7 protein-coding genes are annotated in these 13,503 nt (G+C 52.5%); all 7 read left to right on the forward strand.

Going from position 1 to position 13,503, the window contains the following annotated elements; translation table 11 throughout:
* The 7 genes from TREPR_RS07890 (at position 1) to TREPR_RS07920 (ending at position 13,503) form a co-directional block, all read left to right on the forward strand.
* Positions 1-3,762 carry a nuclease gene (locus TREPR_RS07890; RefSeq protein WP_015707771.1) on the forward strand — a complete coding sequence of 1,254 codons (3,762 nt, stop codon included), beginning with the start codon at positions 1-3 and terminating at the stop codon, positions 3,760-3,762.
* A 52-nt stretch (positions 3,763-3,814) separates the two neighbouring features.
* Complete coding sequence (locus TREPR_RS07895; protein WP_041611081.1) at positions 3,815-6,568, forward strand: CHASE2 domain-containing protein; 2,754 nt, start codon at positions 3,815-3,817, stop codon at positions 6,566-6,568.
* Between the two features lie 38 nt (positions 6,569-6,606).
* On the forward strand, positions 6,607-8,262 hold the full coding sequence (gene gpmI / locus TREPR_RS07900) for a 2,3-bisphosphoglycerate-independent phosphoglycerate mutase (RefSeq protein WP_015707773.1): 1,656 nt from the start codon (positions 6,607-6,609) through the stop codon (positions 8,260-8,262).
* 183 nt (positions 8,263-8,445) lie between these two features.
* Positions 8,446-9,993: an ABC transporter substrate-binding protein gene (locus tag TREPR_RS07905; RefSeq protein ID WP_015707774.1), complete on the forward strand. Its 1,548-nt coding sequence runs from the start codon at positions 8,446-8,448 to the stop codon at positions 9,991-9,993.
* A 43-nt stretch (positions 9,994-10,036) separates the two neighbouring features.
* The gene (locus tag TREPR_RS07910; protein ID WP_015707775.1) at positions 10,037-11,587 is read left to right on the forward strand and encodes an ABC transporter substrate-binding protein; all 1,551 of its coding nucleotides are present in this window, start codon (positions 10,037-10,039) and stop codon (positions 11,585-11,587) included.
* Positions 11,588-11,678: 91 nt separating this feature from the next.
* Positions 11,679-12,620 carry an ABC transporter permease gene (locus TREPR_RS07915; RefSeq protein ID WP_015707776.1) on the forward strand — a complete coding sequence of 314 codons (942 nt, stop codon included), beginning with the start codon at positions 11,679-11,681 and terminating at the stop codon, positions 12,618-12,620.
* Between the two features lie 10 nt (positions 12,621-12,630).
* The gene (locus TREPR_RS07920) at positions 12,631-13,503 is read left to right on the forward strand and encodes an ABC transporter permease (protein WP_015707777.1); all 873 of its coding nucleotides are present in this window, start codon (positions 12,631-12,633) and stop codon (positions 13,501-13,503) included.

The following is a 13,503-nucleotide window of genomic DNA, read 5'->3' on the forward strand; positions in this document are numbered from 1 at the left end:
ATGAAAAATATGAATGAGCGGAATGATAATAGAAAACCGAACAGGTTTGGGATACGAAATTTTTCGGGCCCGGCCCTGAAGGTTTCCCTTTCCGCATTTATACTTCCCGTCATATTGGCAGCCTGTCTTAACCCGGTTCAAGATGCCAAGCCCCCGGTTTTGGGGCGGGTACTGGTGTCCCTTGGGGATGGAGGGGGGAGAAGTTTGCTGCCCCCAACTACTGATTTTACCAAATTTACCCTCGTTTTTAGTTCCGGAGAAAAAACAGTAACAATGGATCTTACCGGTGATGATTCCAAAACCATTAGCGCCGGTGGGTACGGGGTGGACCTGGAGCTGGGAACCTGGAATTTAACTGTTAGCGCTTATACCGGGACCGCTCCGGATTATACGCTCACTGCGGAGAGTGCAGAAGCGGTAGAAATTGTAGTTAGCTGGGGCAGTATCAGTGTGCAAAAAATATGGCTCATCCCTGTAACGGTGGGCAATGGTACTTTTTCATGGGATATCAGTTTTCCTATTACCATGGGTACTTTCATTAACGATGTTGCGACGCTGGAATTAAAAAAACCGGACGGCGCTATTGCAGTCCACCAGGACCTATTAGCCGCTAATCTTACGAATACGGCCACAGAAAAAGTGTCGAAGGGATCGGTCGATATTCCTGTTGAATACTATGATGTGGTTATCAGGCTGCAAAAAGATGAAAAGCTTGCGGGGCGGGCTGAGCTGGCGCGTATTTTCCCGGGGCTGACCACAGATGCGGTCTTTAGCTTTACTGAGGATGATTTTGTGAGTCAGAAGTACCTGATGGGGGAAATTCAAGACCCTGCCAATACTTCCGGTCTAACCCTGTCAGATGTCAGGATAACTGCTTTTGACAGCGACCCCCGGGTCGCCGGAAACCCGATTTCCGACCCGGTTACGGTTACTGAGGGCAGATGGGCGTTGAAAGTTCCGGTTGATACTTCCAGCGCCTATTTTAAGGTGGAATTCCACCTGAGCGGTAATACTCCCGGAGTTTACGAAACAATCGAAGGCCCATTTAACACCACGGTAACTAACGAAGGCGCCTTAACCGAACCCATTCCCCCGGCAGCCATCATCCCTTTTCAGGCGCAGGTGGACGACATACTTTATTTCACCCTTGAGGATGCCATAGAAGCAGCAAAAAACATATCCGCAACTAAATCTGCGTCTAACCCGGTTATTGTAACCCTGCTTGAGGATATATCTCTAAGCAGCCCAATAACCATTTCAACCGGAACCTTTGTAAAACTTGTTTCCCGTCCCGCCAGTGGAGCCGGCGAAGGGAAGACCTTAAGCCGGGCTACGACTGACAGTCTTTTTACGGTGGAAACCGGCGGATACCTGGAATTGGGTGGCGATGCGACCCTTACCATTAATGGTGAAAAAGGGACTTATAGTGCTGTGACCAGCGCCTTGATTACCGTAGATGGCGGCGCCTTTACCATGACAAGCAGTTCTATCCGTGAGAACCATGACCACGGGGTGTATGTAGAGAGCGGCACCTTTACCATGTCGGGGGGGTCCATCACCGGAAACGAAAACAGCGGGGTGGGAATGCTTGATGGTACATTTACCCTGAAAGGCGGAAACATAGGCGGCGAACTCATCGAAGGAAATACCGCTGTAAGCGGCGGCGGGGTGCTCATGTCCGGCGGTATCTTTGAAATGTCAGGCGGTTCGATATCCGGAAATGCGTCGTCCGGCGTTGCCAGTACTGATGGTACCGGTGGCGGGGTGGCCGTGCATGGTGGTACGTTTACCATGTCGGGTGGTTCAATCCGCAATAATACTGCCTTTAGCCTTTCTGGCGGATCCGGCGGCGGTGTGTATGTGAGTGCCGGCGATTTTGATATGCAAGGCGGCTCCATCACCGGGAATAAAGCCCGGACCCTGTCAGCAAACGACGGTTATGGCGGCGGGGTGTATAAGGACGGCAACGGTAAGTTTGAAATGAAAGGCAGCGCTTCCATTGCCTCGAATGAGGCTGGTGACGGCGGCGGGGTATATGTGGCAGCCGGCGGATTTGATATGCAAGGCGGTTCTATAGCTGAAAATAAAGCCAACTTTAGTGCAGTAAACAACGGTAATGGCGGCGGGGTGTATGTGAAAAACGGTAGATTTTATATGCAGAATAATTCTTCCATCAAAGAAAATGAAGCTATGCAAGATGGCGGTGGGGTGTATATGGAAAATGGAGCGTTTACCATGGATCCCGGTACTTCTATTGCTTCTAACAGTGCTGGTCAAGATGGCGGCGGAATGTTGTTGTACTCATCTTCTAATAAAGAATTCAAAATACAGGGTTCCATCACCGGCAATAGTGCTCAAAACGGTGGTGGAATGTTTGTAGAGCTCTCTAATGCTAACACGCTTTATTTCGCTGGAATTATAGGAGGTGACGATCCCGGCAAGGGGAATACTGCTGTAATGGGTGGAGGGATGTATATAAAAAATTATAGGTTAACCATGAACCTAATTTCTAATACCAGCGGTTTTATCACTGGGAATACTGCTTCCACCAATGGCGGCGGGGTGTATGTAGATGCCGTGTCATTTACCGTGAAAGGCGCCACCGCCATCACTGGGAATACCGCGACCGGAACCGGCGGTGTGCCTGGCCTTGGCGGCGGGGTGTATGTGAATGGCGGTACTTTTAATATGCAGGATACTTCCTCCATCAAAGAGAATGAGGCTGGTCAAGATGGCGGCGGGGTGTATGTAGCTAACGCCGGGATATTTACTATGTATAGTACTTCTTTCATCAAAGAAAATGAGGCTGGTCAAGATGGCGGCGGGGTGTATGTGAATGCCGGTACTTTTAATATGCAGGATACTTCCTCCATCAAAGAGAATGAGGCTGGTCAATATGGCGGCGGGGTTTATGTAGCGAATGCCGGGTCGTTTGCCATGATGCATACTTCCTTCATGAAAAAGAATGAGGCTGGTCAAGATGGCGGCGGTGTGTATGTGGTGAATGCCGGGTCGTTTGTCATGGAAGGCGCCACCGCCATCACCTGGAATACTGCCTCCATCAATGGCGGCGGGGTGTATGTGGATGCGGGGTCGTTTAATATGCTGAATACTTCTTTAATCGAAAAGAATATGGCTGGTCAAGATGGCGGCGGTGTGTATGTGGCTGATGGGAATTTTGACATGGGAACCTACAGTAGCGACAGCCCCTCCATTTCCGAAAATACCGCCAGTGATGGAGGAGGAATTTATGTGGCGAACCCTGGTACTGTTAACTTCAATCAAGGTTCTATCACCGGGAATACCGCCTCCACCAATGGCGGCGGGGTGTATGTGGATGCGGGGTCGTTTACTATGGGAGGCAACAGTGCCATCACCGGGAATACTGCCTCCACCAATGGCGGCGGGGTGTATGTGGATGCGGGGTCGTTTACCATGGAAGGCAACAGTGCCATCACCGGAAATATCGCCTCCACCAATGGCGGTGGGGTGTATGTGGATGCGGGGAATTTTAAGATTGGATACAGCTTAAGCGACAACACCTCCATTTTCGAAAACACCGCAATAAATGGGGGAGGAATGTATGTGGCAAATCCTTCTGGTACTGTTACCTTCCTTTATGGTTCCATCACCGGAAATACCGCGACCGGAACCGGCGGTGTGCTTGGCCTTGGCGGCGGCGTTTATAGCAAAAAAACTCTCGCTAATACTAGCTTAGTAGTAGATAATACTCCCGACAACTATATATACATATCACCCTAACAGAAAAACTGCGGAGACCAGAAATGCCTGAACCTAACAGAGGAGACACATCATCACTATACATAAAACATCGGCCCTGGTAGCCCTGGGGTCAAGCGTCATATTTTTTCTCCTCTCCCTGACCCCCTTTTTCCAGCAGGGGGAAAACAAGGTCTACGATAGTTTCTTGCGGTTCAGGCCCAAGCGGGAACGGATAGACAATGTAGTTTTTCTGGATGTGGATGATCTGTCGGTGGCGCATATCGGGGTGTTTCCCTGGCCGCGCTCGATAATGGCCGACGGGCTGCTCAGGCTTAAAGAATACGGGGCGGACGCGGCGATATTCGATATCGAGTATATCGATAAAAGCCCTACCCAGGTGGACGAGGTGTATTTGCGGGATGGGCTGCGGGCCGACTATAACCGGCGCTTCTCTCAAATAGGGGCCAATGTGGCGGAGCTGCTCAATGCGGTCGGCGCAGGGTATATACCGGTGAAGGAGGCTCCGGCGTATATCGGCGACATGATGGACCTCATCGCCGACGAGCGGGACGGCCTCTACAGGGATACCCTGGCCATCACCAGGGATAATGATGAGTACCTTGCCCAGGCTGCGGCCCTGTTCGGAAAAGCCTGGGGAACACTAAACCTGCAGGATGAATTTCCCCTCACCGGGGAACAGGCGGAACGGCGGCCCCTGGCGGAACAGCGCTTTTCCTATCCACTTACTGCGGATGAGGATGTTCCTGTGGGTAATAATATTGATATTCTCGCCGCAATTCCGTCTTTTATGTCGGCTGTCCGTGGAGCGGGATTTACCAATGTGGAAATTGACAGCGATGGTATCAGGCGGCGCATATTTCTGACCAGGAAGGTCGGGGATCACTGGTATCTTCAGCTTGCCTTTGCGCCCTTGATGGAATATCTGGGATACCCTTCAATTGAACTGCATCCCCGCAAGCTCATCATAAAAGGCGCCGAAGCCGGGGATAGGGTTATTCCCCTGGACAGCGCCGGAGCAATGCTGCTGGATTGGCCTACCGCAAGCTACCGGGATAGTTACTCCCATATTTCATTTTTACGGTTTTCCCTGCTGACCGAATACGAGGCCCATATTGAACAGTACCTGGACGCCCTTCTTTTTGCGGACCGGCATTTGTTTCCCCATATTGTAGAAAACTCAGGAACCCTTGCCGCAATTCTTAATAATGCCAATGACGAGCGTTCCCGTGCGGTGGAAGGGACCGACGAGGCTAGCTTTGCAAAATACATGGTTTTGCGGGATCAGGGTCTGGTTCAATTAGAGGAATTTCTTGACGGCGCCGGGGATTACCTTGAAACTGAAACCCTGGGATTTTTGGAAAACCCGGGGGGGCTGGATCCTGAGTATATCAGGCAGGAAGCAGAGTACTGTCAAAACCTGCTTGAGTATCTGCAAACCGAGTTAAAGGCCCTGGAAGAGACCCGGGGCTATTTGCGGGAAAACCTTGCAGGAAAATTGTGCATCATCGGGCGGGTTGATACAGGAACCACGGATATCGGGGTCAACCCCTTTCACGGGGAATACGTTAATGTGGGTACCCACGCGGTGGTGCTGGATACCATACTGTCTTCTTCTTTTATCACCCCCCTGCCATCTTTCTGGAGTATACTAATACTGTTTCTGCTGGGCCCCCTTGTTATTATAAGTATTTCAAATGTTACTCCTGGATTACGTTTCCTCCTGGGTATTTCCGCAGATTTGCTGTTTTTTATTTTCAGCTTCTGCCTCTTTTATTTCAAGGGCATCTTCCTGGCACCCCTGAATCCAGCGCTTGCCCTGATCACGGCCCTTGTTTTGCGGGAAACCCTCGCCTATGTGGGAACCGAAAAGGAAAAAAAGTTTATCCGCTCCGCCTTCTCCCGGTACCTTGCCCCCAAGGTTATTGAGCAGATCATTGCGGACCCTTCCAAATTGCAGCTCGGCGGCCAGAAGCGGGAAATGACCGCCATGTTTACGGATATCCGCAGTTTTTCTACCATTTCGGAAGCCTTAGGCGATCCGGCCATGCTGGTGCAGCTCCTCAATTTCTACTTGACCCGGATGAGCAACATTGTCATGGAACACCAGGGGACCATCGACAAATACGAAGGGGACGCGATTATTGCCTTTTTCGGCGCGCCTTTGGAACTGCCTAACCATGCGGTTATGGCCTGCCGTTCCGCCGTTGAGATGAAAAAAGCAGAGCTGGCAATCAACAGGGATGCCATAAGCGAGGGCCTAGTAACCGAAGCTGCCATAGAAGCGCTGCTGAAAAAGGGCATCATAACGGAAAGCGGCAGATCGGAACCGGTTTTTACCCGCATCGGCCTCAACACCGGGGACATGGTGGTGGGGAACATGGGGACCCCGAACAAGATGGACTACACCATCATGGGCGACGCAGTGAACCTGGCGGCCCGGCTTGAAGGGGTAAACAAGCAGTACAATACCCGGGGCATTCTTATCAGCGAATACACCCGCGCCCAAATCGGGGAAGAATTCCTTTTGCGCCGCCTTGACCGGGTCCGGGTGGTGGGGAAAAACGAGCCCATACGCCTGTACGAAATTGTGGACATGGCGGATGCCGCTTCCGCTGAGGATGCCAAAAGGGTAGGGCTCTTTAATGCCGCCCTGGACTTTTTTGAAAACCGGGACTGGGCTGCGGCGGACGAGGGCTTTCAGGCGGTCCTGGAAATGGCGCCCCTGGACGGGCCTGGGCTCATATACCGGAAACGATGCGCCGCATTCAGGAAAAAAACTGCGGACGACAACTGGGACGGGGTATTTAACTTGGATGAAAAATAGCCTATACTATAAGCAATTCACTCATCAAAGGAGTTCCCGTGGTAGAAGCCCTTAAAAAGAATCCGGCCTGGAAAGGACGGAAAGGTCCCGTGGTGCTGGTCATCATGGACGGCGTAGGATACGGCAAGTACAAAGAAGGCGATGCGGTCGCCGATTCCAAGATGTACCATCTTGATGCAATCCGGGCAAAAAGCCCCAATACCAAACTCAAGGCCCACGGCAAGGCGGTAGGCCTCCCCTCGGACGAGGATATGGGCAACAGCGAAGTGGGCCACAATGCCATGGGCTGCGGCCGGGTCTTTAACCAGGGGGCAGCCCTGGTGTCCACGTCCATCGAAACCGGCGCCCTATTCCAAGGCCATGCCTGGAAAGAGGTTGCCGCCACCAAGGGAACCCTGCACTTTATCGGCCTTTTTTCCGACGGCAACGTGCACAGCCACCTGGACCACCTGAAGGCCATGATCAAGCAGGCCAAGGCGGATGGAGTAAAGAAAGTCCGGGTCCACACCCTTTTTGACGGCCGGGACGTGGGGGAAACCAGCGCCCTGGAATACATTGATCCCTTTGAAGCATTCCTTAAGGAACAAAGTACCGGCGGATTTGATGCCCGGATCGCTTCCGGGGGCGGGCGTATGTGGATCACCATGGACCGCTACGGCGCTGACTGGTCTATGGTGGAGCGGGGCTGGAAAGTCCATGTCCACGGCGAAGGCCGGCAATTCGCCAGCGCCCGGGAAGCCGTGGAAAGCTACCGCAAGGAAATCCCCGGAATTATCGACCAGGACCTCAAGGAATTCGTCATCGCCGACGGCGGTAAACCCATCGGCGCCATTCAGGACGGGGACTCGGTAGTCTACTTCAACTTCCGGGGGGATCGCTCCCTGGAAATCACCGCCGCCTTCGAGGACGACAAATTTGACAAATTCGACCGGGGCCGCAGGCCCGCCGTTACCTATGCGGGGATGATGGAATACGATGGGGACCTCCACGCGCCCAAGCGCTACCTGGTGAGCCCTCCTTCCATCGACCGGACCATGGGGGAATACCTGGCTGCCACCGGGGTCCGGACTCTTGCGATTTCGGAAACCCAGAAGTACGGCCATGTGACCTACTTTTTCAACGGCAACCGCACCGGCAAATTTGACGACAAGCTTGAAGACTTTGTGGAGATCAAGAGCGATGTACTCCCCTTTGAACAGCGACCCTGGATGAAGTGCGCCGAAATCACCGACCGGATCCTGGAAGCCATCCCCTCGGGCAAATACGACTTTATCCGGCTCAACTTCCCCAACGGTGACATGGTCGGCCACACCGGGGTCTACCAGGCGGTAATCTGCTCCATGGAAGCCATGGACCTCCAACTGGGCCGCATCGCCAAGGCAGTTGACGAAGCCGGTGCAGTCCTGGTGATCACCGCCGACCACGGCAACTCCGACGACATGTTCGAACACGACAAAAAAACCGGCGCCGTGTCCCGTAAAGCCGACGGCAGTCCCAAGGCCAAAACCAGCCACAGCCTCAACCCCGTGCCCTGCATCATCTACGATCCGGGATACCAGGGCGAATACAAGCGGGAACCCCATGAGGGATCCTTGGTTGAAGGGCTGGGAATCAGCTCCATTGCGGCGACCTGCATAGAGCTGCTGGGCTATACGCCCCCTGAGGACTACGATAAGCCGGTAATAACCCGGTAAGTTTCGCCGGAAGATTTATCACAGAGACACAGAGGGCACAGTGGAAGAAAAAGTATCCTCCTCTGCTGTCTCTGTGGTAAATCTTTATCTTGCTCCCTCCGCTCGTTTTTTCATTTGCCCCTAGTTTTTTATTTTTAAATATTTCATTATAAACGATACTCATTTCATTTAAGGAGGAGAAAAATGAAAAAAGGATTTCTTTTGGTTCTGGTCATAGCCCTGGGCTTACAGGGGCTCTATGCCGGAGGCAGCAAGCAGGGGGGCACGGCAAGCAGCGCCAAGACCGTTACCATCGGGTGTAATGTTAACACCCCCTACGGCACCCTAGACCCGGTCCACGAAGACGGCACCATCCTGTGGATTATCGAACTGGCTTTTGAAGGCCTGGTGGATACCGTTGAGACAGCTGGTGGCGGGGTAGCCCTGGCCCCGGCCCTGGCGGACAGCTGGGAGATAAGCGCCGACGGGCTTTTCTACACCTTCCATTTAAAACCCGGGGTCAAGTTTGCGGACGGAACTCCGGTAACAACTGCTGATTGGATTTGGTCCTTTGAGCGGGCCCGGGATACCCCGGAAAGCCCCTGGGCGTCCTATGCGGAACCCATCAAGGCAATCACGGCGCCCAACGCCAATACCTTGGTCATAGAACTGAAGCGGCTCAATGCTCCCTTCCTGTCCATGCTGGCGGTACACAACTTCAGTGTCCAGAGCAAAGCCCGGTTTGACAAACTGGGGGCTGATGAGTATTTTAAACACCCCCTGGGAACCGGTCCCTTCTACTTTACCGATTGGGGGCTTCATGAATACTATCGGCTGGAAAAGAACCCCTACTACTACGGTGGGGTATCCAAGGTTGATGTGCTCCAGTTCAATGTGGTGGAGGATGACAATACCCGGATAATGCAGCTCCAGGCAGGGGATATCGATGTTTGCCTCAACCCTCCCGCCAACCGCATCGCCGAACTCCAGGCCGACAAGAATATCGATGTTGAAATCGTCAATTCAACCGAACAGCGGTATGTGAACTTCAACACCACCAAGCCCAATCTGAACAACGCTACTGTACGTCGGGCGCTCAGGATGGCTACCAATAAAAACGAGATCATCAAAATGGCCGTATTCGGCTATGGAGAACCTACTTATATTGTGTACCCCCGGATTATCGGCGAATTTTTTAACACCGATATTGTGGATGAAGGGTACGATCCGGTCAAAGCCAAGGCGCTGCTGACCCAGGCGGGGTTTCCCAACGGCTTTACCACGGAGATCAGCTACTCCAACGGCAATTCCGTGGTTGAAGGGATTGCCACCCTGCTCAAGGCCCAGTGGGCCCAGATCGGGGTTACCCTGAACCTGACCCCCATGGAAGGCGCCGCCCTGAGCGAACAGTTTGATACTCTGAACCATACCATCACCATGCTGCGCTGGTCCGAGGATACCAACGATCCTGCGGGGCTCACGGATTTTATCGCCGTCTACGATCAGAGCCACGGTTTCCACACCGGATTCAAGAACAGCCGCATGACCGAATTGGCCGAGATAGCTGCGGGTACCGTGGATACGGCAAAACGGGCTGCGGCATACAAGGAAATTCAGAAGATTCTCTACGACGAAGCGCCTCTTTTCCCGGTGTATCAGGCATCCTATTTCCTGGCAACCAGAAAGAACATTTCGGGGTTCAAACAGCTCTCCCTGGGCCAATATGACCTTTCGGAGCTTGTTAAAAACTGATGGCGCATCAGTACTATTGAACATGAATAAAAAGGAGAAAACAGTGAAAAGATATTTTGGTTTGTTGGCTTTGATTCTGGTTATCGGTTTACAGGGACTCTACGCAGGAGGCAATAGCCAGTCTTCCCGTAATGCCGCCAATGCGGCGAATACTATTACAATTGGATGCAATATTGATAGCAGTACCTTGGATCCGGTTCTTGAAGGGGGGACTATCCTCTGGATTATTGAATTGGGATTTGAGACTCTGGTGAATATTGAAGAAACTTCAGACGGGGGAATGGAATTGGTTCCGGTCCTGGCGGACAGTTGGGAAATAAGCGATGATGGCCTGTTTTACACCTTCCACCTGAAGCCTGGGGTAAAATTTGCGGACGGCTCCCCGGTCACCATTGCTGACTGGATATGGACCCTGGAACGCGCCCGGGATACCCCGGAAAGCCCTTGGGCTTCCTATGCCGAACCTATTAAAAACATTAGCTCCCCGGGCGCCAATACCCTGGTTATTGAATTAAAACGGCTCTATGCGCCGTTCCTGAATATGCTTGCGGTGCATAATTTTAGTGTCCAGAGTAAAACCCTGTATGACAAAGTAGGCCCTGAAGCTTACTTTAAAAAACCTTTGGGAACCGGCCCCTTCTACTTTACCGACTGGGATATGCATGAGTCCTATCGTCTCCAGAAGAACCCCTACTATCATGGTAAGGCCCCTAAGGTTGATACGCTTCAATTCAATGTCGTTCAGGATGATAATACCCGGATTATGCAGCTCCAGGCAGGGGACATTGATGTATGTCTCGGTATCCCTTCAAACCGCGTCACCCAACTTCAGTCGGATCCAAACCTGAAGGTCGATATCGTAGATTCCTCTGAACAGCGTTACGTTAATTTTAATGTTACTAAAGCGCCGCTGAATAATGTCAAGGTACGTCAGGCTTTGCGGATGGCCACCAATAAAGATGAGATCGTCAAAATGGTCTTATTTGGCTTCGGCGAACCCACCTATTTGGTATATCCCCGTATTATTGGACAGTACTTCAATACTGCCATAAAGGATGATGGGTTTGATCCCGTCAAAGCAAAAGCTTTGCTGGCGGAAGCGGGGTTTCCCAACGGTTTTACTACCGAAATCAGTTATTCTAATGGCAATACGATTCTGGAAAACATCTCCACCCTGTTAAAAGCCCATTGGGCTCAAATAGGGGTTACCCTGAATCTGGTTCCCCTGGAAAGCGCCGCCTTGTCTGAGCAGTTTAATAGTCTGAATCACACGATAACCATGCTGCGATGGGCCGAAGACACCAACGATCCCGCAGGGTTTACGGATTTTATCGCAATTTATAATCAAAGCCATGGTTTCCATACGGGTTTCAGAAATACCCGGCTCACGGAATTGGCAGGTATTGCCGCCGGTACAGTAGATACCTCAAAACGGGCTGCTGCATACAAAGAAATACAGCAGATCCTATACGACGAGGTTCCGATGTTCCCGGTTTTTCAGACAGCCTATTTTGTGGTTACCCGTAAAAATGTTTCCGGATTTAAATTGAATTCCTTAGGCAATTACGATTTGTCGGAACTCACCAAAAATTAATAGTCTTGAAAGCTAAGAACCCCCTTCCCATACCATTTCCGGTGGGAAGGGGTTCTTCCTGGATCATTCGTTCTTACCGGGAGGCAATGCCTTGAACAGGCTTAACTATATCCTGAAACGGCTGCTGCAAATGATCCCCGTATTGTTTGTTATCACGGTCGTTGTTTTTCTGTTAATTCATTTTATCCCCGGGGATCCCGCACGGCTGCTCCTGGGTGAACGGGCGCCTATTTCTAGCGTGGAAGCCATGCGTGAAAAACTGGGACTCAATCAGCCTCTGATAGTGCAGTACGGTATTTTTATGCACAACCTGGCCCATTTCGATCTGGGGGTTTCCATTAAATACCATACCCCGGTGATGGAACTTCTGGGCCGGCGTCTCTCCCTGACCGTTGCTCTTACCCTGCTGTCCTGCCTTTTCGCAGCCCTGGTCTCCCTGCCCCTGGGGTATATCGCGGCGGTCAACAAGGATAAGCTGCCTGACCAGATCATCCGGGGTGGCGCCCTGATCGCCCTGTCGGTGCCCACCTTTTGGATAGCCCTGCTGCTCCTCATTGTGTTTGCCCTACGGATCAGGATTTTTCCCATCGGGGGCTGGGGCAGCACCCCTCTGGAACACCTGCGGGGGCTCATACTCCCGGCGTTTACCCTATCCCTGTCAACTTCTGCCCTCATCATGCGCAATGCCCGCAATAATATTGTGGATACCGCCCGCAGCGATTTTGTCGATTTTGCCCGCAGCAAGGGGCTTAAAAATAATACTGTGCGTATGCGTCATATCATACGCAACGGGCTTGTTTCCAGCGTTACTCTCCTTTCTATGCAGGTGGCTGCCATGATCGGTGGCAGCGCCATTACGGAAACGGTTTTCAACCTGCCGGGGATAGGCAAGCTGATGGTGGAGTCCATCTTTGGCAGGGATTATCCGGTGGTCCAGGGCACCCTGCTGGTCACTTCGTTTCTTATTATGTCGGTGAATCTTCTCACGGATATTCTGTATTCCGCGCTTGACCCGCGGGTTACCCTGGATTAGGAGGAAGGCCATGGGAATTACCCTTGCGGATATACGGGAAGCAGGATTGCGGCGGAAGAAGCCCCTGAGCCCGGCGCTGCGCAACACTAATATTGTCATCGGTGGGGTCATCGTGCTTGTCATGGTGTTCATCGCCTTGTTTCCCGGCCTCGTGGCCTCCCATGACCCCCTGGCGTACAGCGCGGATCTGATGCTGCGCCCCCCGTCGGCGGAGCATATCTTCGGCACGGATCACCTAGGCAGGGATATTTTTTCCCGGGTTATTTGGGGTGCCCGGATAGACCTTATGATGGGGGTGGTGGCGGTGATCACCCCCTTCATCCTGGGGACCCTAATCGGCCTTCTGGCGGGCTATTACGGCGGCTTCATGGACAGCCTCATGATGCGGGCCTGCGATATTTTTATGGCTTTCCCTTTTACCCTCATCGTTATTGTGGTGGTTACCGTTACCGGCCCCAGCATTACTAACCTTTTTATCGCCATGTGGCTGGTCAGCTGGATGCACTATGCCCGGCTGGTGCGGGGTGAAGTGCTGGTGGCAAAAAACGCAGAATATATACAGGCCGCCCGGGTGCTGGGGTATACCAATATCCGTCTGTTACTGCGACACCTCCTCCCCAATGTGATTAGCGGGTGTGTGGTATACGCCGCCTCGGATATTGTGATGTGCATGCTCGCCGGGGCGTCCATGAGTTTCCTCGGTCTGGGCATACAGCCCCCAACCCCGGAGTGGGGTGCCATTATCGAAGGCGGCAGGGCGTATATTTCCAACGCCTGGTGGATAGCCGCCTTTCCGGGCCTGTTCCTGGCAGTTACCGGTACCGGTTTTAGCCTCATCGGGGACGGCCTTTCGGATCTGCTGCGGACCCGGGGGAGGGCATAA

The organism is Treponema primitia ZAS-2 (genome assembly GCF_000214375.1).
Taxonomy (GTDB): Bacteria; Spirochaetota; Spirochaetia; order Treponematales; family Breznakiellaceae; genus Termitinema; species Termitinema primitia.